Source organism: Phytoactinopolyspora halotolerans (assembly GCF_010550675.1).
Lineage (GTDB): Bacteria > Actinomycetota > Actinomycetes > Jiangellales > Jiangellaceae > Phytoactinopolyspora > Phytoactinopolyspora halotolerans.
In genome coordinates this window covers 129,499-153,080 of record NZ_JAAGOA010000012.1, presented here as the reverse complement: position 1 = coordinate 153,080, position 23,582 = coordinate 129,499, and the positions used below count along the sequence as shown (strand labels likewise).

Below are 23,582 nucleotides of genomic sequence, written 5' to 3'. Positions count from 1 at the left end.
TGGCGCGTGTGCCCTGCTCGACGTCAGAGCGCGCCCGGGGAGACGGGCTAGTCGGATTCCTCCTCGGGTGACGCCTCCCCTCGTCCCGTGACCCGGTGCTGCTTCAGGTCGTCCACCACCATCAGATCGGCGCGGATGTCGCCGGACCGGTAGCTGGCGCGTCCCACCAGCTGCGCGATCACCGGCGCGGTGACGAGTTGGAAGAGCGCCACGATCACCAGCTGGTACACCTCCGCGCTTCCGGCGAGGAGCACCCCGACACCGGCCAGGATCAGTAGCAGCCCGGGAACCTGGAGTTTGGTCGCCGCCTGCAGCCGGCCGCCGACGTCCGGCATGCGTACCAGCCCGAGCGCCCCGAAGGCGGACAGCAACGCCCCGCTGAGCAGGAAGACAGACGCGAGGATCTCCGCGACGGTCATGGCCGCTCCTCCTCACCCCAGAGCCGGACCGCCATCAGGCTGCCGACGAAGCCGAGCAGAGAGACCACGACCAGCAACATGATCGCTGACCCCTCGCCGCGCACCGCATCCAGCACGGCGATGCCACCCACCGTCACGAAGACGAATCCGTCCAGCGCCACCACCCGGTCCCACGTGGTCGGGCCCGCGACCATCCGGACCAGCGTGAGCAGCGCGGCGATCATCAGCAACGTGCCGGTGATGACGAAGACCACGGCCATGGTCAGCCTCCGTTCCTCGGCTGGGGGTTCGCGGCGCTGAACAGTTGGATGGTCTGCTCGGCCATCTGTACCGCGTGTCGTTCCTTGTTCCGCGCGTCGTCGGCGTCCCGCACCGGAACCACGTAGACGTACAGCGTGTCCTCGTCCCGCTCCAGGTCCAGATCGAGGTCGATGACGAGCGTGCCGGGCACCAGTGAGATCCGGTTGGCGACGATCGTCGCCTGGACGTCGGTGATCTGCGACAAGGTGACCTTGATGACGGCGGCGCGCGGGGTCCGGCGGGAGAGCGCGGCGGCGGCGACCTCGACGCTGGACCTGGCGACGTCGACGAGCAGGCTGACCAGTGCGCCCGGCAGCCGGTGCCAGCGTGGTCGCAACGCGACGGGTAGCACCGGAAGCCGGGCGGCGGCCAGGGCCAGCGCCGCGACCACCACTCCGGAGGCGACCACGGCGGCGCTCAGCCGGCCCCAGAGCAGGCACCACAGCACGAGCAACCACGTTCCGAGCAGGATGCGGTCTCCGATCCGGCGCGTCATCACGGCAGCCCTCCGAGGTCACCCAGGACGGCCTCCTGGTACGGCGTGCGCACGGTCAGGTCCTCGGCGGCTCGGCCGGTGACGGCGGCCAGCGGCCCCGCGGCCGCCGCGAGCACGATCCCGGCGGACACCACCACTGTGGTCGAGCCGCGCATCAGTCGCATCGAGGTCCGGCTATGCACGTCGATGGCGTCACCGTCCGGTTCGGACAGCTCGGCCGGCGGCGCACCCCAGTAGAGCTGGACGAAGATCCGGCCCATCACGGCAAGCGTCAGCAGAGCCGCGAGAACGGCGACGGCCGCGACCGCCATCACGGCGGCGGTCCCGTCCGTGACGGCGGCCTGGAGCAGCGCGAGCTTCGCGACGAAGCCGGCCAGCGGCGGAACGCTGCCGAAGTTCAGCGCCGCGATCAGGATGAGCCCGGACAGCGCCGGCGCGGCGGCGGTCGCTCGGCCCAGTTCGCTCAGTGACGTGCTGCCGCGTCGTCGCTGTGCGAGGTCGATGACGAGGAAGAGGGCGGCCTGCGCGGTCATGTGGTGGACGAGATAGATGATGCTGCCGCGCAGGCCCTCCGCGGAGGCGAGGGCGAGCCCGAACAGCATGTAGCCGATATGGCCGACGAGCAGGAAGCTCAGCAGCCGGTTGGCGTCGTCCTGCACCAGCCCGCCGACGACGCCGACCAGCATGGTGGCGCCGGCGAGGACCAGGAGCAGCAGCCACGGCTCCTCGCGCGGGAACAGCAACGTCTGGGTGCGGATCAGGGCATACACCGCGATCTTGGTGAGTAATGCGGCGAACAGCGCGGTGATCGGCGCGGGCGCGCTCGGATAACTGTCCGGCAGCCACATGTGCAGCGGCACCACGGCGGCCTTGGTGGCCAGCGTCAGGAGCAGCATCAGCTGCAGGGCCGTCCGCACCGGGGGAGGCACGTCCGAGAGCACGGTGGAGAGGTCGGCCAGGTTGACCGTGCCGGTGGTGGCGTAGAACAGTGCCACCGTGGTGAGCAGCCCGATGGAGGCGCCCAGACTGATCACGATGTACATCGCCCCGAGCCGGACCCGCTCGGATGTGGCGCCGAGGGTGATGAGCACGTAGGACGACGCCAGCATCACCTCGAGCCCGACGAAGAGGTTGAACAGATCACCGCTGAGCAGTGCCATGTTGATCCCGGCCACGAGGGCGAGATACGTCGGATGGAACACGGACGGCACGTGTTCGACGCGGTCCTCCGCGGAACCCTGCCCGATGGCGTAGCCGAAGATCGCCAGACAGATGGCCAATGCGATCGTCAGCACCAGCGCGGACAGCCGGTCGGCCACCAGGGTGATGCCGGCGGGAGCGTCCCAGCCGCTCAGCCGGGCCACCACCGGACCGGTGTCGTCCGCGGCCACCAGCAGGCTCGCCGCCACCGCGAGCGATCCGGTCAGCACCACCGCGCCCAGCGCGCGCTGGAGCCGCGGCCACGGACCCAGCAGCAGCGATACCGCCGAGCCGAGCAGCGGGCCCAGCACCAGCAGAGGTACGGCGCCGTTCACGGTTGATCACCCTTGCCGGCCGGCGGCGGCAGCGTGTGGCTGGCGTGCAGGTCATCACCGTGCAACACGATCGCGCGGTGGACCAGCGCCAGCAGCAGCGCGGTGGTACCGAAGGTGATTACCACCGCGGTGATCGCCATCGCCTGTGGCAGCGGGTCGGATGCTTCCCCGGGTGCCGTGGTCCCGGCGTGCGGCACGGGCCGGGCCTCGCCTCCGGCGAGCAGCAGGAGCAGGTTCGCGCCGTGCCCGAAGAGGACGAAGCCGAGCACGACGCGCAGCAGCGCACGCTGCATCAAAAGGTAGCTGCCGCACGCGTAGAGAACGCCGATCGTCAGCGCCAGGGAAAGATTCGTGGCGTTCACGGCTGGTCCTCCTCCTCCGGTTCTTGATCATCGGGAGCGACGCCCGGCCCCATGACGCGCAGCACGTCCACCACCAGGCCGACGACGAGGATGGCCACGCCGGCGTCGAAGATCATCGCCGTGGATCCCTCGAGGTGGCCGAAGACCGGCAGGTCCACCGACCAGGTGGTGCTGGACAGCGCTCCGTCGCCGGCCAGTTCGCCCACCAGTCCGTAGCCCGCCATCACGGCGAGTCCGGTACCGAGCAGGCTGGCCGGATTGATCGGCATGGCGGAGCCGAACTCGTGCGGCCCACCGGCGAGGAAACGCAGCGACAGGCCGGCCCCGACCACCAGCCCGGCCGGGAACCCGCCGCCGGTGCGGTGCTCGCCGGCCACCACCATGTAGGCAGCCACGACCAGCACGCTCGGGTAGAGGACCCGGGTGACCACCTCGAGCAGCACCGAGCGGCGAGTCGGTGGCTCGTGGTGCGCGGCGGGCAGCAACCGTTGCCGGGGCTCCTGCCGTCCCGGCTGCGGCTTGTCGCTCTGGCCGTGGGGTGTTCGGTCGGTCGTCATCGTTCCTCGGCGGATGTCGCGTCGTCGTCGCTGTGTCTGGTGCCGCTGTGTCTGGTGCCGCTGTGTCTGGTGTCGTTGTGTCTGGTGTCGGTGGGCCGGGGAGGTCCTCCGGTCCGGCGCCGGACCAGCACGAGGCTGACGACGCCGGTGGCGGTGACCGTCAAGACGGTGACCTCGCCGATGGTGTCCAGCGCACGGACGTCGGTGAGCACGGTGTTCACCACGTTCGAGGCGCCGGCCTCCTCGGTGGCGGTGAAGAAGTCGTCCACCACCCGCGACGGGGTGTGGTTGGAGGTGACGGCCAGCGCGACGACCGTCATGGCCGCGCCGACCGCCAAGGCCACCGCGGCCCGGCCGCTCTGGCGCAGCGGCGGCGACGCGGCGGCACGTTCCGAGCTCCGGCGGAGGACGAGCAGGATCACCAGTACCGTGAGGGTCTCCACGAGCACCTGGGTGAGGGCCAGCTCGGGCGCGCCGTGGATGGCGAACAGCACGGCCACCAGGTATCCGACGGCGGAGACCAGCAGGATCGCGGTGATCCGGTGCCGAATCGCGGCCGCGGCGATGCAGGCGGCGATGGTGGCGGCGCCCACCAGGCCTTGCGAGGTCCGGTCCCACAGCCGGATGGAGGCGAGTGAGACGTCGTCGGCGAGCATCGCCGCGGTGGGCACGACGAGGACGCTGAGGAGCACGATCGCCGTGTAGCGGGGCAGCGAACCGGTGTGCGTGCGGGTGATCGCCGTGCGGATCGCCGAGGCCAGGGCTGCGCTCGCCGTCGACGCCCGGTCGGAGACCGCTACCGTGCCGCCGAAGGAGCGGGCACGCGGGACGAGGACGTGCGTCGCCATGAACACCGCGACGCCGAGCGCGACCGTGACGACGGAGAGCGCCAGCGCCGGCGTGAAACCATGCCAGAGCGCCAGCTCGTAGTGGGTGTCGGCGGTGGCGCTGTAGGCGCGGGCGTGCAGCCGGGCGAGGTCGTCGGCCACCGGCGGTGCCAGGCCCAGGGCCAGACCGGCGCCGCTGAGCACGGCGGGCGCGGCGGTGAAGCCCGGTCCGGGAGCCCGCGCCGGAAATCTGTCGGCGTCCCGGTCCACCAGCAGCGAGGCGAGGAACCGCAGGGTGTAGGCGACGGTCAGCGCCGACCCGGCGACCATGCCCGCGAGGATCCACTCGCCGGCCGGGTAGGGCTCGACGAACGCCTCGTAGGCGGCTTCCTTGCCCAGATAGCCGAGGGTCGGCGGCAGCCCTGCCATCGAGACGCACGCCACTGCGGCGACGGCGACCAGAGCCGGCGCGGTGTGTCGCACACCGGACAGATCACGCCGGTCGCGGGTGCCGGCCTCATGCTCGATCGCGCCGACCACCAGGAACAGCGTGGACTTGAACGCCGCGTGCGCGAGCAGCATCGTCGCTCCGGCCAGAGCGGCGGTACGGGTTCCCGCCCCGAGCAGCACGAACATCAGGCCGAGCTGGCTGGCGGTGCCGAAGGCGAGCAGCCGTTTGAGATCGTGCTGGGTCAGCGCCCACCAGCCGGAGCCGATCAGCGTGGTCAGACCGACGACGATCACGATCGGCCGCCAGGCGGCCGTCGCCTCGAATGCCGGTGCGAACCGGGCCACCAGGTAGACGCCGGCCTTCACCATCGCCGCGGCGTGCAGGTACGCGCTGACCGGGGTGGGCGCCACCATCGCGGCGGAGAGCCAGCCGGTCAGCGGGACCTGAGCGGATTTGGCGACGGCGCTGACCAGGATCAGGACCAGTGCGGCCTCCACCCACGGGCCGGACGGAGGCGCGGCCAGGATGGCGGATATCCGGTAGTCGCCGGCCTGCTCGCCGAGCATGAGCAGTCCCAGCAGCATCGCGAAGCCACCGCCGCTGGTGACCACCAGGGCCTGCATCGCGGCCCGGCGGCTCTCCCGGTCCGCGGCGCCGATCAGCAGGAACGAGCAGACAGTGGTCAGTTCCCAGAACACGTACAGCGCGAGCACGTGGTCGGCGAGGACCAGCCCGAGCATCGACCCGGCGAAGAGGACGAGCACCACCAGCAGCCTGGCCAGGCCGTCGTGCCGACCGGCCAGATAGTGGCGGGAGTACTGCAGCACCAGCATTCCGACGGCGGCGATGACCATGGCGGTCAGGAGTGCGAGGCCGTCGAGCCGGAGCGGCAGGCTCAACCCCAGTTCGGGTGCCCAGGTCATGGTGGTTGCCGTGGGCCGCCCGTCGAGCACATCCGGCGCCTGGTAGAGCAGCCAGCCCAATGTCACGGCGGGGGCGATGGCCCCGATCAGAGCTGAACGGGCGCCGATGTGCCGTGACAGTCGCCAGACCGCCACGGCCGCAAGGAGGTGCAGGGCGAGCAGCGCGACCATGTAGAAGCGGCCATACCCGCAACCGTTCTCGCCAAACGGAACGGCAACCGTGCTCGGCCTGCGGCCGGTGCGGCCGCGGCATTCACCTGCCTTGGGCGATGTGGGCGGTTTTGTTCGGGTCTGGCGGGGTATGCGCTCCGGCGGTGGGCCGGAGGCGGCTCACAAGAAAGGAAGCCATGGACACGTGGATGTGGATCGTCCTGCTGGTGCTGGTCGTGCTCGTCGTCGCGGCGGTCACGTATGTGATCGTGACCCGTCGGCGTTCCGCCCAGCTGAAGAAGCGGTTCGGCCCGGAGTATGACCGGGCGGTCGAAGGCACACGTGATCGCCGGGACGCCGAAGCCGAGTTGGATGACATCGCGGACCGTCGGGACCGGGTCGAGGTGGTGCCGCTCTCCCCGGACTCGCAGCGCCGGTACGCGGCGGATTGGGAGGTGATCCAGGGCCAGTTCGTCGACGAACCGGGGCCGGCCGTGGCCGCCGCCGACGATCTGATCGTCACCGTGATGGCCGAGCGTGGCTACCCGGTGGACGACTTCGTCGAGCGGGCGGACATGGTCTCGGCCGACTACCCGGAGATCGTCGACCATTATCGGAAGGCCAACGCCGTGCGGCGCATGGGTCCGCAGGCGACGACCGAGGAACTGCGCGAGGCGTTCGTCCATTATCGCGCCCTGTTCGACAAGATGATCCATGACGACCGTTCGGACACCGACCGCGATGCCTCCGGCCGGACGGCGTCGGACACCGGCGATCGGACGGCGTCGGACGCCGGGAACCGCACCACGGAAGCGGAAGGGCGCTCGCGGGACGGCGAGACCCGGGAACAGTCGCACGGATTGCACCGAGGGGACCGCCCGCGATGAGACCGGAAGACGACTACCCGGCCACCTCGCCGGTCGAAGCGGTGGCGGAGAGCGAGACCGGAGAAGGACCCGGCCTCGTCGACGGCGTGGACGAGTTGCATCGACGCTGGCACGACGCCCAGTCGGCGTTCGTCGATGACCCCCGGCGGGCGGTGCAAGAAGCGCGTGAGCTGGTCGAGGACGTGCTGGACCGGCTCAGGAGTACCTTCGACGAGGAAAGGGAACGGCTCGAAGGGGAGTGGTCCGCTGGCCGTGAGCCTTCGACCGAGGACTTGCGCCAGGCGTTGCAGCGCTATCGGACGTTCTTCGATCGGCTGCTCTCCGTCTGAGCACCTGGGCGGGCGCCTAGTACCACAGGCTGGATCTTCTGTTCTGATGGGCTCGGCGTCGCGGAGCGGCTGTCGGCGCGCGTATGAGCGACTCGCTACCCCGAGGGCTATCGCCGGACGCGCCGCGCCTCGACCGAGTGGACGCGTTCCGACGCCATGGCCGGTGGCGCCGTCATGGCTGGTGGCGTCGGAACCGTAGCTGGTGGCGCCGTCGCTCATGCGGGGCGAGGTCGCTCAGGCGGCGAGGTCGCGCTGGGCGATCACCTTGAGTGATCCCGGTAGCACCGACGGCGCATGCGGTGATCGACACCATCACCAAGCCGCGGATCTTGCCCGCCGATTGGACACCGACATGCGCACAACAGCACGGATGCCCGGCGTGCCGGAACGGTCGCTCGCACGAGGCGCAGGCGCTCCGGAACGTGCGCGCGCTGATGTGCGAAGCGGTGCAACGCCACGCCTGTTCTCTCGATGACCTGGTGAAGGCGCTCGACGAGGCAGGTCGCCGGCATACGGCGCTCCCGCGCCGCGTCCTGCAGGACCTGCGGGCTGGGTGTCGTTCGGCGCCCGAGTGCGAGTTGCGGGATCTGATCGCTTCCAGTTCGCTCCTGCCGGAGCCGCGCTGGAATCGTCCGCTGCCCGGTGCGCGCGGCATCTATCCCGACGCGTGCTGGCCCGAGGTAAGGCTCGTCATCGAGGTCGACTCACGGTCCTTCCACGGGTTCGGCGACGCGCCCGGCCGGACCGAGCGTCGCCGCGCCGAGTACGCCAGGCTCGGATGGCGCGTGCTGCCGGTGACGCCACAGCGGATCCGGGAGGACCCTGCCGGCCTACTGGCCGAGATCGAGGCCGCCTACCGTGCGGCAGAACTCGGTTAGGTCCGACCTCGCCGCCCTCGGCTAGGTCAACCACGGCCGCGCCGTTTGGTGAAGACGAGATTGGTGGGTTCTGACGCCACAAACTCGTCTTCATCGAGCTCGGCTACGAGACCACGGGGGCCGTAAGCGCGGGGGCCGGAAGCGCGGGCTGACCGGTGGAGAAGGCGTGCCGCAAGACCTCGACGCACGCGGTCGACCTGGTGGCGGAGGTGATCAGCGAGCCGGTGATCGTCGGCACCGGCTCGACCGGGAGGACCGCGACTCGATCGGTGCCGGCCAGGCCCGCGGCGTCGCCGTAGACGAACGTCCACGCGGGTGATCCGGCGCCGAGCTCCAGCAGCGTGTCGTGCAGTGCGCCTGCGGGGCGGCCTACCCGCGGTTCGAAACCGGCGCGGCGGCAGGCGTCCAGGAAGAATCCGCGGATGAGCGGATCGCACGTGTCACGCGGCATCCGGGCCGGCACGGCTGCCAGCTGGTCGAGCCGTACCGAGACGCCGTTCGCCAGCGGATGTGCGGCTGTGATGGCGACCTGGACCGGTTCCCGCCACAGCGGTGTCGAACGTAGCGTCTGCGCGTCCACCAGGGGGCTGTCGTCGCCGGCACGGACGAGAGCGACGTCGAGTTCGCCGGTGCGCACTGCCTCGAGCTGCTCGGCGACCGGACGACTGTCGATCTCGACTTCGGTCTCCGGTACCAGCCGGCGCAGTGCTTCCAGGCCTCGGACCAGCCGCCCGCTCAGGCCGGGACCCGTGCCGATCTTCAGGACGCAGCGGCCGGCGGTGGATAGCCCGGCCGCGACGGCGGAGACTCGGTCCGCGGCGGCGATCGCGGCACGGGCCTCAGGGAGCAGCCGCTCACCATGGCGGGTGAGTCGTACCTGCCGCGGTGACCGGTCCAGCAGCGTCACTCCGAGCTCCCGCTCCAGACGCCGAACCTGTTGGCTGACGGCGGGCTGGACGATATGCAGGCGTTCCGCAGCCCGGCCGAAGTGCAGTTCCTCGGCGACCGTCACGAAGTACCGCAACTGGCGCAGTTCCACGCCTGGGCCCCCTCTCACGTCAGACGATCATGATCCGTTATCGCTGCACGGGACAACTGAATCTTGGTGCGCCGCATTCCGTCCGCTTCACTAGCGAGTGACACGTAAGGGATCGAGGACACGGAGGACAGCGGTGCGGATTGGAACCTGGCTGGACATCTCGGGACTGAGCATGCCGGAGATCACGACGGCGGCGCGAAGCGCCGGGAAAACGGGATATGCGACGTTGTGGTTCGGGGAGGTGGGTACCTGGGATCCGCTGACGGTGCTCGCTGTCATCGCGCGAGAGGTGCCCGAGGTGCGGCTCGGTACCGCGATCGTGCGGACGTACCCGCGGCACCCGCTGGCCTTGGCGGCGCAGGCGCTCACCATTCAGGCGGCAAGCGGCGGGCGCCTGGCGTTGGGGCTCGGTCCGAGCCACGCGCCCATCATCGAGGGTCAGTACGGCCGGCCGTTCACCGCACCGGCACGGAACATGCGCGAGTACCTGTCCGCGCTGATGCCGTTGCTTCGTGGCGAACCGGTGGACTACCGCGGCGAGCATTGGACCGCCGCCGGTCAGCTGGACCTGCCGGGTGCACAGCCGCCGACGGTGCTGGTGTCCGCCTTGGGCCCGCGGATGTTGGAGCTGACCGGAGAGCTGGCCGACGGCGTCATCACCACATGGGCGGGTCCGCGTGCGCTGGGGGAGCGGCTGCTGCCTTCGCTGCTGCGGGCCGCCGAGCGGGCCGGTCGCGCGTCGCCGGAGGTCGTGGCGCAGGCGCCGGTGTGCGTGACCGACGATCCCGACGGCGTCCGTGCGCGCGTGAGCGACGAGCTGAAGGCGGCGGGAGAGCTACCCAGCTACCGTGCGATCTTCGAGCTGCAAGGCATGGCAGGTCCGGGCGACACCGTCATCGCCGGTGACGAGGCCACCGTGCGGCGTGCGATCCAGCGGTTCGCAGATGTCGGAGTCACCGAGTTCCTCGCGACCCCGGTCGGGTCGGCGGAGGAGAAGGACCGCACGCTGGCCGTGCTCGCCACGTGAGGACAAGCGCGCACCGCCCGTCCGCTCGCCGGCGCGGAATGCGGCGTCCGGTACGGCGGTTGAGTATCCATATGAACTCTTCCGCCGACTCGCCGATCAAGATCGATATCTGGTCCGATGTGGCCTGCCCGTGGTGTTACGTCGGCAAGCGCCGGCTGGAGCGAGCGCTGCAGAGCTTCGACGGGGAGGCGGTGATCGAGTTCCACTCGTTCGAGCTGGCTCCGGACACGCCGGTGGACTTCTCCGGCTCCGAGGTGGACTTCCTGGCCCGGCATAAGGGCATGCCGCACGCGCAGGTCGAGCAGATGCTCACCCAGATGACCGCCCTCGCCGCCGAGGAAGGGCTGGCGTTCGACTACGACGCCCTCCAACACACCAAGACGCTCAAGGCGCACGAACTCCTCCACCATGCCAAGACCCTGGGCCGGCAAGCCGACCTGAAGGAGCGGCTGCTCAAGGCCTACTTCGAGCAGGGCAGGCACGTGGGCCGGGTTGACGAGCTGGTGGCGCTGGCGGAGGAGATCGGGATGGATCTGGCGGCCGCCCGGGATGCGCTGGAGTCGGGGAAGTACGCGGACGACGTCGCCGCCGACATCGCTCAGGCGCACGCGATGGGCATCCGGGGTGTGCCGTTCTACGTGTTCGATGAGCGCGTCGGAGTCTCCGGTGCGCAGCCGTCCGACGTCTTCACCGACGTGCTCGAACGTGTCGCCTCGAAGGAGCTGTGATCATGCCGGATGAGAAGTACTCCGGACTTGTGGTCGTCGGCGACGAGACCGCGGGTGTATGCGTCGATGGTGTGTGTGCGGTCCCGGGCGCGAGCACCGCCGAACGGCACGACCTGCGGGCCGACGACGAGCGGGACGTCGACCTGGACAGCGACGGCTCGGAGCGGCAGCCATCCGCCTGATGCGCGGCGATACCGGGACGCGAGTGCCGACCGGCCCTTGAGACGATGACGGTCATGTCTACTGACCTCGCGTCTCGTCCGGTCATCGGCCTGGACATCGGTGGCACGAAACTGCTGGCGGCTCTCGTCGCCGGCGATGGCACGGTCGTCGCCGAGCGGCGAGCTCCCACGCCCGCGCGGTCGGGTCCGCGGTCGGTGCTGGACGATGCGGCACGCCTGGTGGCCGAGCTCGACGTTGCCCCGGATGCCCCGCTCGGGGTGGGCAGTGCGGGCACGATCGACCCGTCGACCGGCGTCGTTCGTTATGCCACCGCCAGCCTCCCGGGATGGGCGGGAACGCGGCTACGCGACGAGCTTGCCGGCCGTACGGGTCGCCGAACCGTGGTGGACAACGATGTGAACGCTGCCGCGCTGGGCGAGTGGTGGGTCGGTGCCGGTCGCGCCTGCTCGACAGTGCTGCTCGCCGCCGTAGGCACAGGTGTGGGCGGCGGGTTGGTCGACGCGGGTGTCGTCAGCCGTGGACGTGGCGGCGCGGGGCTGGATATCGGACACGTCGTCGCCACCGACGCCAAGGATCCGTGTGGCTGCGGGCGGACCGGCCACCTCGAAGCCGTGGCTTCCGGCACCGCGCTCGGCCGGGCCTACGCGGAGGCGACCGGCATCGATGCGTCCGGAGCGGACGTCGCGCGTCGTGCTCAGCAGGGTGATGAGGTCGCGCGCCGGGTGCTCGAACGGGCGGGAAACGTGCTCGGGCGGACAGTGGCCGGAGTTGTCGGCTTGCTGGATCCGGATGTGGTGGTCCTGGCCGGCGGGGCGGCAGAGTCCCTCATGGTGCACGCGTCGACGGCCTTCGAAGCGGAGCGGCTGGCGCCGTATGCGCGATGCCGGCTGGTGCCGGGAGAGCTTGGTCCGCACGCGGTCGCGATCGGGGCGGCCCGGATGGCTTTGGAGGATGCGTGAACGCGCTGGACCGGATACGTGGTGGCCTGGTGGTGTCCTGCCAGCCGCTGCCGGACGAGCCGGACGATCCCATGCGCGATGCGTACGTGCAGGCGCGCGTCGCCGCAGGCGTTGTGCGGGGTGGCGCGGTCGGCGTCCGGGTCAACGGCGTGGACGACATCGTCGCGGTCGCCGCCGTTGTGGACGTCCCGATCATCGGCCTGGTCAAGGACGGCCCGGGCCCGGTGGTGATCACCCCGACGGTGGCGCATGCCGTGGCGGCCGCGGAGGCGGGAGCGACGGTGGTGGCGATCGACGCGACGGATCGGCCGCGCCCGGACGGCAGCACGTTCGCCGAGGCGGCGAAGGCGGTCCACGCGCGGACGTCCGCGATGGTGATGGCCGATGTGGCCACGGTCGACGAAGGGCTCGCCGCGGCCGACGCCGGCGCGGATGCGATCGCGACGACGCTGTCCGGCTTCACGGGTTCGGGGTCCACCACCGATGGTCCCGACCTGGACCTGCTCGCTCAGCTGGTGGCCCGGTCATCGGTGCCGGTGATGGCCGAAGGGCGGTACCGCTGCGCCGAGGACGTCACCCGGGCGTTGAGCGCGGGCGCGCATGCCGTCGTGGTGGGAAACGCGATCACCTCGCCCCTGTGGATCACACGGAGCATCACGCGGGCTGTTCGTGCGGGTGCGGGCGGGAGCGCGCCGGGCGCGTGATGTCTTGCAGCAGGAGCGCTGCCTGACACGGCTGGCGGCGCACGGCATCGTCAAGGTCGACGATCCGGCGGAGACATTCCAACTGCTCTGGACCGGCCTCGCGCGGATTCGCTGAGAGAGAAGGCAGCCGGTTCGGGAATCTCCCGCCGCTACAGTGGATCACAGTGATCGCCCTCCGCGGAGGTGGGAAATGCCGGTTCTCGACCGCCCGCGCTACGACGGCCACGCCGAGTGGTATGACGAGTGGAGCTCCGAGGCGGCGTCACAGCACGGCCGCATCGTGAGCGCCTTGCTGGGGCCGGGCACGGGGCGTTGTCTGGATCTCGGATGTGGCACCGGTCGGTATCTCGATGTTCTCCGGTCTACTGGGCGGACCGTCGTCGGTATCGACATCTCGGCGGACCAGTTGCGCGTCGCGCGGCGCCGGACACGCGCACTGATCCGGGGGGACGCCGCACGGCTTCCCTTCGCCGACGGCACATTCGAGACTGTGGTGGCGACGTGGGTGTCCACCGACGTCGACGACTTCCGCGGCACCGTCGGTGAGGTGGCTCGGGTCCTGGTGCCCGGCGGTCTGTTCCTTTTCTACGGCGTGCACCCGTGCTTCAACGGCCCGTTCGTCGAATGGGCCGACGACGAGCGGCGCATCATCCACCCGACGTATCGTCGCGCCGGCTGGCACGAACGCGCTCCATGGTGGAACGGCGGCGGCATCCGTGATCGGGTCGGCATGCGCCACGTGCCGTTGGCGGACCTCGTCAACGCCATCATCGCCGCCCGCCTGAGCATCGCCCGCGTCGCCGAGCCGGACCGGGACGCATGGGGGATGAGTCATCCGGGCCCGGCTCAACCGAGCCCCGGGAAGACCGCGCCACGCTTCCGAGTGTGCTTGCCGTGCTCGCCAATCGACCCACGGTCGAGGGTCGAGGCTCCTGAACTAAGGTGGCGGCTGTGGCGAAGCTCGCGGATGTTCTGAACGTGTTGGAGCAGCACTACCCGCCCGCGACGGCGGAGTCATGGGACGCCGTCGGGCTGGTCTGCGGCGATCCCGACGCCGAGGTGCGGCGCGTGCTGTTCGCCGTCGACCCGGTGGCGGTGGTCGCCGACGAGGCCATCGACTGGGGCGCTGACCTGATCGTCACACACCACCCGCTCTTCCTGCGCCCGGTGCACGGGGTGGCCGCGACGACGCCCAAGGGACGCCTGGTCCATCGCCTGATCTCCAACGGCATCGCCCTGTACGTCGCACACACCAATGCGGACAGCGCGGCCGACGGGGTGAACGACGCGCTCGCCGCCGCGATCGGCCTGCGGGATCTGCGTCCTCTCAGTCCGCATCCCGGTGAGCAGCAGGACAAGCTGATCGTCTTCGTGCCTGAGCCGGATGCCGGGCGAGTGCTGGACGCGCTGACTGCGGCCGGTGCCGGTGTGATCGGCAATTACGAGCGCTGCGCCTGGACGACCTCGGGCACCGGCACGTTCCGCCCCGGCGCCGGAGCGAACCCGACCATCGGGCGGGTCGGCGACATCGAAGAGGTCGCGGAGTTCCGGCTGGAGATGGTGTTACCGCGCCGGCTTCGGGCCGCCGTCGTCGATGCCTTGACCGCGGCGCATCCGTACGAGGAGCCGGCCTACGACATCTACGAGCTGGCGGCGCTGCCCGCGTCGACTGGCCTGGGCCGGATCGGCACGCTCGAGCAGCCGGAGACGCTTCGCGAGTTCGTCCGGCGGGTGGCCGGTGCGCTGCCGTCGACGGTCGCCGGAGTGCGGGCGGCCGGGGACCCGGACGCGGAGATCCGCCAGGTCGCGATCTGCGGCGGAGCCGGCGACTCGTTTCTCCAGGCCGCGCGTCGAGCCGGCGTGGACGCCTACGTCACCGGGGACTTGCGGCACCATCCGGTCTCCGAGGCGATGGACGACGGAGGGCCCGCACTCGTCGACGTGGCGCACTGGGCAGGGGAGTGGCCGTGGCTGGTCCGCGCGGCCAACCGGCTGCGAGCCGATCTCTCCGGGGAAGGTACTAGGGTGGAGACCCACGTATCCGTGGTACCGACAGATCCATGGACGCTGCACGAGCCGTCCCGGCCCACCGGGGCGGCCGTGCCCGAGGAAGGGACTACTGCTGAACGTTGACCCGGAAGTCCAGCTCCGCCTCCTCGACGTGCAGAAGCTGGACCTGAAGCTTGATCAGTTGGCACACCGGCGCGCCACGCTGCCGGAGGTGGCCGAGGTGCAGAGCATCGCCGCCGAGCACACCCGGCTGGGCGACGCCCTGGTCGTGGCGCAGACGACGGTGGGCGATCTGGAACGTGAACAGAAGCGTGCCGACGCCGACGTGGAGCAGGTGCGCACGCGCAAGGCACGCGACCAGAAACGGCTGGACTCCGGGCAGGTCTCCTCGCCGAAGGAGCTGGAGAGTCTGCAGCGGGAGGTCGAGTCGCTCAACCGGCGCCAGTCCGAGCTGGAAGACGCCGAGCTGGAGATCATGGAGCGGCTCGAGCAGGCCCAGGGTGAGGTCGACGCGCTGACCGCTCAGCGTCAGACGACGGAGCAACGGGTCCGCGAGGTGCAGCAGAACCGGGATGCCAAGTGGGCCGAGATCGACCAGGAGGCCGAGGAGGCCCGCGCGCAGCGCGCCGAACTGGCGGGGCAGCTTCCCGATGAACTCCTCGCGCTGTACGAGAAGATCCGTGCCTCGTCGGGCGGCATCGGTGCGGCGGCGTTGCGGCGTCGCATGTGCGAGGGCTGCCAGATGCAGCTCGACCCGGCGGAGGTGAAACGGATCGCCAGCTTCGCGCCCGAGGTGGTCATCCGGCACGACGAGTGCCGGCGCATCCTGGTTCGCGTCCCCGACTCCGGTCTGTGAGCGACATGTCGCGGCTGATCGTCGAGGCCGACGGCGGATCGCGTGGCAATCCTGGTCCAGCGGCCTTCGGTGCGCTGGTGCGTGCCGCCGAGTCCGGAGCCGTGCTGGCCGAGGCCGGCGAGAGCATCGGCGTGGCGACCAACAACGTCGCCGAGTATCGAGGGCTGATCGCGGGCCTGGAAATGGCGTACGCGATCGATCCGCACGCCGAGGTGGAGGCGCGGCTGGACTCGAAGCTGGTGGTCGAGCAGATGTCCGGCCGGTGGAAGATCAAGCACCCGGACATGCGGCCGCTGGCGCTGCGGGCGCAGCGGATCTTCCCGCCCGACGCGGTGACGTACACCTGGGTGCCCCGCGCCCAGAACGCGCACGCGGACCGGCTGCTCAACGATGCCCTGGACGGCACGCCGACGCCGCAGCCGACGGCCGAACAACTCGCGCGAGGCGAGACCGGTGCCGGTGCGGAGTCAGCGGTCACGGACGCCGGTTCGACGCCGCCGGTCACGACGAGGAGCGGCGAGGCCGCCGTCACACCGGCGCCGTGGTCGGCCGACATGGCGCCGCCGACGACCCTCGTCCTGGTCCGGCACGGCCAGACCGCGATGACCCGCGGACACGTGTTCAGCGGTGGCAGCGTCGACGGACCTCCGCTGGATGAGGTCGGACACGGGCAGGCCAAACGGGCGGCCGAGCTGTTGACGGGCTCCGAGGCGATCCTGCGGCTGCCGGCGGCCAACGGCAGGGTCCCGGCGGGACAGGCGGAGACCAGCGCGGCCACGGACGCCACCGCCGCTTCCGGACTGATGCCCGGGATCGAACCGCCGCTGGTGGTGGCGTCCCCGATGGTGCGGACCAAGCAGACCGCGGAGGCGGTCGCCGCCCGGCTCGGTGCCGCCGACATCGTGATCGAGCCCGAGTGGCGGGAATGCGAGTTCGGCGCCTGGGAAGGGCTCACCCTCGCGCAGATCAGCGAGCGTTACCCGGACGAGCTGGCTGAATGGTTCGGCTCCACCTCGGCACGGCCGCCTGGCGGCGAATCGCTGGATGAGGTCGCCGCACGGGTGGTGGCCGCACAAGACCGGATCGTCCGCGACCATCCGGGCCAGACCGTGGTCGTGGTGACCCACTCGCTGCCGATCCGCTCGCTGGTCCGGCTGACGCTCGAGGCGCCGCCGACGGCGATGTTCCGGATGCAGCCCATGCCGGGCTCGGTCACCGAGATCCAGCATTTCAGCGACGGCACCGCTGCCCTGGCCGGGTTCAACCACCGCCGCTGACCTGGCAACGCCCGACGACCGCAGGGACAAGCAGACATCGGGGTCGTCGGAGCGACCGGGATGTCGTTCGCTTGCGGGGCGGCCCTCTTTTAGGACGCTGTTCTCCGGGTAACAGAAGCGGCATGCTGGGTGCTGGCGTGGCGCGGCTAGGAGCGCGTGCGGTGATGGCCGGAGTGTCTGGTGCCGCCTACACGGTAGGCGTGGCGAAGGGCACGGCGAAGGTGCTGCCGCAGGCTGCCACGCAAGCCCTGTCCTCAGTACCGAAGGCGGCGTCCGCGCTCCCGCGGGCGGCCGCCGAGATGCTGCCGAACGAACCGGCGCGGGAAGCGCTGGCGGCGACCCGTGCGCTCACCGATACGCATCCGCGACGGCAGCAGCGCCGGGTCTGGTCCGGTGACGGTACCGCACACATCGACGTCCGCGGCATGACGGCGGCGGACACCGGCCGGCGTAGCCGGTTGGCCCAGAGCGTGCCGCGGGCGCTGCGTGGCCTGAAGGGTGTGCGCTGGGCCCAGGTGAACGCGGTGACCGGGCAGGTGCTGGTCGCGTTCGACGAGGGCCGGGTGGACCTGTCGACCCTGCTGGACACGGTCCGTGACGTGGAGCGGGAGCACGGCACCCGGAGTGATGACTTCTCCTGGCGGCAGCCGACCCATCCGGGCGACGCGACGCCGATCGCCGCGGTGGCGACCGAGCTGGCCGCCGACTGCGTGGCCACCGGCGCGGCGGCGTTCCAGACCTTCTTCCGGATCTCTCCGCTGCCGCGGCGGCTCCGCAGCGCGCTGGCGCTGCTGGAGGTGGAGCGTGACCTGCGGCGGGGGTTGAAGCGCCGGATCGGACCGATCGAGACAGATTTCGTGCTCACGCTGGCGAATGCCGCCGTGCACGGGCTGTCCCAAGGCATCGCGACGCCGGCCGTCGACAGCCTGTATCGGACGTCGCTGCTCGCGGATGTGGTGAGCCGCCGCCGGACGTGGCAGCGGCGGGAGCCGGAGCTGGCCGGCCGGGCGGAATCCGTTCCGCGGTCGGCGCCGCACCCGCCGCCGCGGCCCGGGCCGCGACCGAAGGGCCCGATCGAGCGATGGAACGATCGGCTGGCGCCGCTGGCTCCCGGTGTGGCCGGAACGGTACTGGCACTCACCCGCGACGCGGGCCGGGCCGCCGATGCGCTGCAGGCGGCGGTGCCTAGGGCGGCCCGGTACGGCCGCGAGGGATTCGCCACCGCGGTCGGCAGGGAGATGTCCCGGCGCGGCGTGGTGACGATGAACGCCGGGGCGTACCGCCGGCTGGACCGGGTCTCCGCGGTGGTGATCGACGCCGGCGTGCTGGTCTCCGATGACGGGGAACCGGACCCGCTCGCGGACGCGGTACTCGACGCCGCCGGCAGTGGTGGGTCGACGGTACTGATGAGCACGCATCCGGCGGCGCAGGATTTGCTGGCCCGGGTGGACGAGACGATCGACGACGGGACGCTGACCGACCACGTCCGGCGGCTGCAGGGCGAGGGGCATGGCGTGCTGGTGGTGTCCGCGGACGACGAGGAGGCACTGGTCGCCGCCGACGTCGGCGTCGCCCTCCCAGGGACGAACACGGCGGCCTGGTGGTCCGCGGACCTGGTCGCGAGCGAGAACGGATTGGCCGACGTCTGGCGCGTGCTGCGCGCGGCGGCGGTCGCCTGCGCGGTGAGTGAGAGTTCGGTCCACCTGGCGCAGGCCGGCTCCGCGCTCGGCGCGCTGCATGCCCTGGTGGCCGCACGCACCCGGCTGTCCTCCTTCGGGCTGGCTCCGGTGCAGGTCGCGGCGCTGCTGGCACTGGCCCGCGGGACGGCCGCCGGGCTGCGAGCCACCCGGCTCGGTGAGCCGCGACGCGTCGAGCACGTGGCCTGGCATGAGCTGGACCCGCACGAGGTCTACCACCGGCTGCAGCGGCGTGCGTCGATGCCGTCGCCGAACGGCGCGGACGGGTCGTGGCCGATGCGCGCCTTGCGCCCTGTGCTGGAGCTCACCGTTCCCGGTGTGGGCGTCATCGGTGAGCAGAGCCGGGACGCGCTCGGCATGCTCCGGTCCGTCCGGGACGAGCTCAGTGACCCGCTGACACCGGTGCTGGCGGTCGGGGCGGTCGCCTCGGCCGTCGTCGGATCCGGGGTCGACGGCATTCTGGTCGGTTCGGTCATGACCGGGAACGCGATGCTCAGCGGGGTGCAGCGGCTGCGCGCGGAGCGCGCCCTGCGGGAACTGACGGCAGAGCAGGAGGTGGTGGCGCGTCGCGTCGTCGTCGAGGATCTGGACCGGCTCGCCGACGCGAAGGTGGAGAAGGTTCCGGCGCGCCGGCTGATGCCGGGCGACGTGATCGAGCTGCGCGGGTCCGACCTGGTGCCGGCCGACGCCCGGCTGCTGACGGCGGAGGAGATGGAGGTCGACGAGTCGTCGCTCACCGGCGAGTCGATGCCGGTGCCGAAGGACACGGAGGCGACGCCGGGCGCGGCGGTGGCGGAACGCAGCGGCATGGTGTTCGACGGGACAAGCGTGCTGACCGGGTCGGCCTACGCCGTCGTCGTGGCGACGGGGCAGGCCACGGAGGCCGGCCGTGCCACCCGGACGGCGCGGAGCGCCCCTCGGCCCGCCGGTGTGCAGGCGAGACTGCACGAGGTGACCAAGAAGGCGCTACCGGCGACGGCGATCGGCGGTGCCGCGGTCACCGGTATCGGGATGCTGCGCGGCATGCCACTCCGGGACGCGGTGGCGGCCGGCGTCTCGGTGGCGGTGGCGGCGGTTCCGGAAGGGCTCCCGCTGGTGGCCACGGTGGCGCAGGCCGGTGGAGCGCGGCGGCTGTCGCGGCAGGGGACCCTGGTGCGGGCGTCGCGTGCACTGGAGGCGCTCGGCCGGGTGGACGTGGTGTGTTTCGACAAGACGGGCACGCTCACCGAGGGCAGGCTTCGGGTCAGCCGGCTGGCGTCCGCCGACGCGGACCTGGACCCGGACGGCGCGGAGGGACGGTCGCTGCTCGCGGCCGCCGCACACGCCAGCCCGGATGTGCCGCCGGACCGTGTCGGGTCCGTGCCGCATGCCACCGACCGGGCCGTGCTAGAGCATGCCGACGTGGCCGGGCAGGTGCACCGGAACGGCTGGAAGTCGGTGACCGAGCTGCCGTTCCAGACCCAGCGCGGCTACTCGGCGACGCTGGGCCGGCTGGACGACGACGGCATGGTCTTGGCCGTCAAGGGAGCACCGGAGTCGGTGCTGCCGATGTGCCGCGACGCACCGTCGTCGGCGATGGCCGAGGAGCTGGCCTCCGACGGGCTGCGGGTGCTGGCCGTGGCGGAGCGACGGCACGACCTGCCGGAGGAGACCGACGACGTCGAGCCGCTGGTGGGGGAGTTGACCCTGCTCGGCTTCGTCGGCATAGCCGACACGCCTCGTGCGGACGCCTCGGAGGGTGTGCGCCGGCTTTCAGACGCGGGTGTGCGCCCCATCATGGTCACCGGAGACCACCCGGAGACCGCACGGGCGACGGCGGCGAAGACCGGCATCGCCAACGGCGAGGTGCTGACCGGCGCCGACCTGGAGCGGATGCCGGAGCGGGAACGGATCCGCCGGGTGGCGGAGTGCACGGTCTTCGCGCGGGTGACCCCGGAACAGAAGACGCAGATCGTCGCCGCACTGCAGAAGTCCGGACGGGTGGTGGCGATGATCGGCGACGGCATCAACGATGCCGCGGCGATCCGGATGGCCGACGTGGGTATCGGCGTGCGAGCGCGTCGGTCGGCCTCGGCGCAGTCCGCCGCCGATCTGGTGTTGAGCGGCGCGGACATGCGGCAGGTGCATGATGCGCTGCTGGAGGGGCGCGCGTTGTGGCGACGGGTGCGGGACGCGGTCTCGATCCTGGTGGGAGGCAACGCGGGCGAGGTCGCCTTCATGGTGCTGGGGACCACGCTGGCCGGACAGGCGCCGATCAACACGCGGCAGATGCTGCTGGTCAACATGCTCACCGACATGTTCCCCGCGCTGGCGATCGCGGTCGCGGGCGGACGCAACGACGATGCGGACGACGACGAGCCGGTCGGTTCCCTGCTCGGCTCGTCTCTGACCAGGGCGGTGGCCGTGCGCGGCGGCGCCACCGCACTGGGTGCGACTCTGGCCTGGACCGCCGGCCGCTGGACCGGTCGGCGGCAGCGCGCCGGCACCATGGGCCTGGCGGCGCTGGTCTTGACCCAGCTGGGGCAGACCCTGCTGATCGGACGGGACAGCAAGCTGGTGGTGGGTACGTCGGCGGCGTCGGTGCTGGCGCTGATCGCCGCGGTGCAGACGCCGGGATTGAGTCAGTTCCTCGGGTGCACGCCGCTGGGCCCGGTGGCGTGGACCATCGTGCTGGGGGCCGCCGTCGTCGGGACGGTGGTGGCAGCCAAGGCCGCGCGGCGGGGCAGCATAGAAGCGCGCTGACGGCGCGCCGCATCGCGCGTGGCACCCGGCATCCTGTAGATTGAATATATTCATTCTACTTTGGAGAGCCATGGCCGTTCTGTACAAGCGCGTCTACGAGGCGCTGCGTCGGGGGATCCTCGACGGGACGTACCCGGTCGGAACGAAGTTACCGTCCGAGGCCGAGCTGTCGAGGACCTTCTCGGTCAGTGCGATCACCGTCAAGCGCGCATTCGAGCTGCTTCGATCTGACGGGCTCATCGTGCGGCGCCCGCGTCTCGGCACCTTTGTGACCAGCTCGACGCCGGCGCCGCAGCGCACGGGCGGGGACTCCGCAGCAGGGACGCCGCTGATCGGCATGGTGCTGACCAACTTCGACGACACCTTCGGCACTCACGTGATCGAGGGAATGATGGCGGCGGCCGGTACCGACGCGCACCTGATCGTGACCAGGTCGATGGGTGACGTCGACCAGGAGGACGAGCACATCCGCTCGCTCATCGACGCCGGCGTCGCCGGGCTGGTGCTGCTGCCGAGCTCGTCGGAGTACATCCCACCTGCGGCGCTCGAACTGGTCACCCAGCAGTTCCCGATCGTGATCCTGGACCGAATCTTCGAGGGCATCCCGGTCTCCGCGGTGTGCTCGGACAATCTCGGCGGGGCGCGGAACGCCACCGAGCACCTGCTCAAGCTCGGACACCGCACGGTCGGCTTCGTCAGCTCCGCCAGTCACGTCTCCACCAGCGACGACCGGCGCAACGGCTACGTGCACGCGCACGCCACCTTCCACATCCCGTTGGAGAACAGTGCCGAGCTGCGCACGCTGGCCTCGACCATCCCCGGCAGCACTACGGACAAGGAAGCCGACATCGAGGCCCTGACGGCGTTCGTCCGCGACCATCCGGCCATCACCGGCTACCTCGCCGCCGAGTACAACATCGCGCTGCTGCTGCGTGAGGCGTGCCGCCGGATCGGCCTCGCGGTCCCGGACGACATCTCGATCGTCTGCTTCGACCACCCCGAGGCGCACTTCGACGACGGACTGTTCCGGTTCACCCACGTCCGCCAGCAGCAGCGTCAGCTCGGCCGGACGGCGATCGAGCGGGTCCAGGCCCAGATTCACGACCGCCGCCAGGTCGAGAAGGTGGTGCTGCCGACGGAGCTGATCGAGGGAGACTCGACGGCGCCGCCCCGCGCGGACTAGCCGAGGCGGCACCGCTGCTCGATCGCCATGATCGCGCTGAGCTGCGTGGAGTAGGGGATCGGTTCCGCGGACGGGGCGGACCAGTCGTTGCCGGCGCGGAGGTGACAGTCGTGGTAGCACGTGCGCCACAGGGCGTCCGTGCTGTCCCGGACGAATCGCTCGAGCCTCGCTCGGTCCGGATCGTCGGCGGACAGCAGCGGTAGCAGCAGGCCGAGATAGCGATAGTAGACACCCTTGAACAGTCCTTCGTCGCCGCCGCTGCCCTCGCCGCGGAAGACTGTGCCATCGCTGAGCCGATCCACGGCGGTGAGGGCGGTGCGGGTGGCGCGCTTCAGGTACTCGGCGTCGCCGGTCCGCCGGTACAGCTCGACCGCCGCGCCGACGTAAAGGCCCTGGTTGTAGGTGAACTGCCAGTGCCGGTCGATGCGGCCGTCGCGTTCCCGGTTGATGCCGTCCTCGACGAACCCGTCGTCGCCGACGAGCGTGTGGGTCAGCCAGTCGAACGCGGCATGCGCGTACCGCAGGTACTCGCTGTCCGCGAGCCGGGCCGAGAGGATCACCAGCGGTCCGTTGGCCGGGGTGTTCTTGTAGTCCAGCTGCGGCTTCCGCCATGCGAGGCTCGGCCCGAAGGTGTCGTTCCACCCTTCTGCCACCACGTGCTCCCAGATCGCCACGGTGTCGCGGCGGTAGCGCTCGTCGCCGGTCGCCCCGGCCAGCCGGAGCAGCGCCAGGCCGAGCCACAGCATGTCGTCGAAGTAGTCGTTGAACAGCGAACCCCCGTTGCGCTCCAGGATGTTCTGGTGGGTACGACGCGCCAGGTCGAGCCAGTGGCCGTCGCCGCTGCGCTCCCAGGCGTCGATCCGCGCATCGATCACGTGCGCCAGCCACCAGTAGTTGAACGTGGTGCTGTCGCCGGCTCCGGCCGGGTGGTAGTTCTCCAGAAACTGGGGCCGGTCAGTGCCGAAGTAGTGGTCGAGGCTTCGCTGGGCGATGTCGGCCCGTTCCGGCCATGTCGGGATCTCGCTGTTCATGCGCACCATTCGTGTCGTGTTGCCGTGTCGTG

23 protein-coding genes are annotated in these 23,582 nt (G+C 70.9%); 14 read left to right on the top strand and 9 right to left on the bottom strand.

Translation table 11 applies throughout. The features are described 5' to 3' along the window. Nucleotides 1–47 precede the first annotated feature (47 nt). From mnhG to mbhE, 7 genes are read right to left on the bottom strand one after another with little or no spacing between them, the layout of a single operon-like run. Nucleotides 48–419, bottom strand: coding sequence for a monovalent cation/H(+) antiporter subunit G (gene mnhG, locus G1H10_RS17705; protein WP_163740189.1), 372 nt, complete (start codon nucleotides 417–419; stop codon nucleotides 48–50). After that, the gene (locus G1H10_RS17700; RefSeq protein ID WP_163740186.1) at nucleotides 416–679 is read right to left on the bottom strand and encodes an MrpF/PhaF family protein; all 264 of its coding nucleotides are present in this window, start codon (nucleotides 677–679) and stop codon (nucleotides 416–418) included. The genes mnhG and G1H10_RS17700 overlap by 4 nt, the downstream gene beginning before the upstream one ends. Before the next feature lie 2 nt (nucleotides 680–681). Then, nucleotides 682–1,215 carry a Na+/H+ antiporter subunit E gene (locus tag G1H10_RS17695; protein WP_163740185.1) on the bottom strand — a complete coding sequence of 178 codons (534 nt, stop codon included), beginning with the start codon at nucleotides 1,213–1,215 and terminating at the stop codon, nucleotides 682–684. Then, nucleotides 1,215–2,750 carry a proton-conducting transporter transmembrane domain-containing protein gene (locus tag G1H10_RS17690; protein ID WP_163740183.1) on the bottom strand — a complete coding sequence of 512 codons (1,536 nt, stop codon included), beginning with the start codon at nucleotides 2,748–2,750 and terminating at the stop codon, nucleotides 1,215–1,217. The genes G1H10_RS17695 and G1H10_RS17690 overlap by 1 nt, the downstream gene beginning before the upstream one ends. Then, complete coding sequence (locus G1H10_RS17685) at nucleotides 2,747–3,112, bottom strand: NADH-quinone oxidoreductase subunit K (RefSeq protein WP_163740181.1); 366 nt, start codon at nucleotides 3,110–3,112, stop codon at nucleotides 2,747–2,749. Before G1H10_RS17685 ends, G1H10_RS17690 begins: the two co-directional genes overlap by 4 nt. Then, nucleotides 3,109–3,669 (bottom strand): MnhB domain-containing protein, encoded by a 561-nt coding sequence (locus tag G1H10_RS17680; RefSeq protein ID WP_163740178.1) that lies wholly within the window; start codon nucleotides 3,667–3,669, stop codon nucleotides 3,109–3,111. The genes G1H10_RS17685 and G1H10_RS17680 overlap by 4 nt, the downstream gene beginning before the upstream one ends. Continuing rightward, on the bottom strand, nucleotides 3,666–6,041 hold the full coding sequence (gene mbhE / locus G1H10_RS17675) for a hydrogen gas-evolving membrane-bound hydrogenase subunit E (RefSeq protein WP_163740176.1): 2,376 nt from the start codon (nucleotides 6,039–6,041) through the stop codon (nucleotides 3,666–3,668). Before mbhE ends, G1H10_RS17680 begins: the two co-directional genes overlap by 4 nt. A gap of 176 nt (nucleotides 6,042–6,217) precedes the next feature. On the opposite strand from mbhE, the gene G1H10_RS17670 reads away from it, so the two are divergent. The 3 genes from G1H10_RS17670 to G1H10_RS17660 all read left to right on the top strand — a co-directional run bounded on the left by G1H10_RS17670 (nucleotide 6,218) and on the right by G1H10_RS17660 (nucleotide 8,114). Next, nucleotides 6,218–6,907, top strand: coding sequence for a hypothetical protein (locus G1H10_RS17670; RefSeq protein WP_216853385.1), 690 nt, complete (start codon nucleotides 6,218–6,220; stop codon nucleotides 6,905–6,907). Beyond that, nucleotides 6,904–7,236 carry a hypothetical protein gene (locus tag G1H10_RS17665; protein ID WP_163740175.1) on the top strand — a complete coding sequence of 111 codons (333 nt, stop codon included), beginning with the start codon at nucleotides 6,904–6,906 and terminating at the stop codon, nucleotides 7,234–7,236. Before G1H10_RS17670 ends, G1H10_RS17665 begins: the two co-directional genes overlap by 4 nt. A 299-nt stretch (nucleotides 7,237–7,535) precedes the next feature. After that, nucleotides 7,536–8,114: a putative endonuclease domain-containing protein gene (locus G1H10_RS17660; protein ID WP_163740173.1), complete on the top strand. Its 579-nt coding sequence runs from the start codon at nucleotides 7,536–7,538 to the stop codon at nucleotides 8,112–8,114. 103 nt (nucleotides 8,115–8,217) lie between these two features. On the opposite strand, the gene G1H10_RS17655 is transcribed toward G1H10_RS17660, so the two are convergent. Continuing rightward, complete coding sequence (locus G1H10_RS17655) at nucleotides 8,218–9,171, bottom strand: LysR family transcriptional regulator (protein ID WP_163740171.1); 954 nt, start codon at nucleotides 9,169–9,171, stop codon at nucleotides 8,218–8,220. Between the two features lie 115 nt (nucleotides 9,172–9,286). On the opposite strand from G1H10_RS17655, the gene G1H10_RS17650 reads away from it, so the two are divergent. From G1H10_RS17650 to G1H10_RS17600, 11 genes are all read left to right on the top strand, one after another. Continuing rightward, nucleotides 9,287–10,180, top strand: coding sequence for a TIGR03564 family F420-dependent LLM class oxidoreductase (locus G1H10_RS17650; protein WP_163740169.1), 894 nt, complete (start codon nucleotides 9,287–9,289; stop codon nucleotides 10,178–10,180). 71 nt (nucleotides 10,181–10,251) lie between these two features. Beyond that, nucleotides 10,252–10,908, top strand: a complete 657-nt coding sequence (locus G1H10_RS17645; RefSeq protein ID WP_163740167.1) for a DsbA family oxidoreductase — start codon at nucleotides 10,252–10,254, stop codon at nucleotides 10,906–10,908. Between the two features lie 2 nt (nucleotides 10,909–10,910). After that, entirely contained in the window at nucleotides 10,911–11,090 is a 180-nt protein-coding gene (locus G1H10_RS17640; protein WP_163740165.1) for a hypothetical protein, read from the top strand. A gap of 54 nt (nucleotides 11,091–11,144) precedes the next feature. Continuing rightward, complete coding sequence (locus G1H10_RS17635) at nucleotides 11,145–12,050, top strand: ROK family protein (RefSeq protein ID WP_163740164.1); 906 nt, start codon at nucleotides 11,145–11,147, stop codon at nucleotides 12,048–12,050. Continuing rightward, nucleotides 12,047–12,754 carry a putative N-acetylmannosamine-6-phosphate 2-epimerase gene (locus G1H10_RS17630; RefSeq protein WP_163740162.1) on the top strand — a complete coding sequence of 236 codons (708 nt, stop codon included), beginning with the start codon at nucleotides 12,047–12,049 and terminating at the stop codon, nucleotides 12,752–12,754. The genes G1H10_RS17635 and G1H10_RS17630 overlap by 4 nt, the downstream gene beginning before the upstream one ends. A gap of 190 nt (nucleotides 12,755–12,944) precedes the next feature. Further along, the gene (locus tag G1H10_RS17625; RefSeq protein WP_163740160.1) at nucleotides 12,945–13,730 is read left to right on the top strand and encodes a class I SAM-dependent methyltransferase; all 786 of its coding nucleotides are present in this window, start codon (nucleotides 12,945–12,947) and stop codon (nucleotides 13,728–13,730) included. After that, nucleotides 13,706–14,887, top strand: a complete 1,182-nt coding sequence (locus G1H10_RS17620) for a Nif3-like dinuclear metal center hexameric protein (RefSeq protein WP_163740158.1) — start codon at nucleotides 13,706–13,708, stop codon at nucleotides 14,885–14,887. Before G1H10_RS17625 ends, G1H10_RS17620 begins: the two co-directional genes overlap by 25 nt. A gap of 28 nt (nucleotides 14,888–14,915) precedes the next feature. Further along, nucleotides 14,916–15,620: a zinc ribbon domain-containing protein gene (locus G1H10_RS17615; RefSeq protein WP_216853384.1), complete on the top strand. Its 705-nt coding sequence runs from the start codon at nucleotides 14,916–14,918 to the stop codon at nucleotides 15,618–15,620. 5 nt (nucleotides 15,621–15,625) lie between these two features. Next, entirely contained in the window at nucleotides 15,626–16,897 is a 1,272-nt protein-coding gene (locus G1H10_RS17610; RefSeq protein WP_163740341.1) for a bifunctional RNase H/acid phosphatase, read from the top strand. Nucleotides 16,898–17,061: 164 nt separating this feature from the next. Continuing rightward, complete coding sequence (locus G1H10_RS17605; RefSeq protein ID WP_163740156.1) at nucleotides 17,062–21,336, top strand: cation-translocating P-type ATPase; 4,275 nt, start codon at nucleotides 17,062–17,064, stop codon at nucleotides 21,334–21,336. A gap of 70 nt (nucleotides 21,337–21,406) precedes the next feature. Next, nucleotides 21,407–22,519, top strand: a complete 1,113-nt coding sequence (locus tag G1H10_RS17600; RefSeq protein WP_163740154.1) for a GntR family transcriptional regulator — start codon at nucleotides 21,407–21,409, stop codon at nucleotides 22,517–22,519. On the opposite strand, the gene G1H10_RS17595 is transcribed toward G1H10_RS17600, so the two are convergent. After that, a complete protein-coding gene (locus tag G1H10_RS17595; RefSeq protein ID WP_163740152.1) occupies nucleotides 22,516–23,550 on the bottom strand; it encodes a glycoside hydrolase family 76 protein in 1,035 nt (344 codons plus the stop codon). The genes G1H10_RS17600 and G1H10_RS17595 overlap by 4 nt on opposite strands. Nucleotides 23,551–23,582 lie beyond the last annotated feature (32 nt).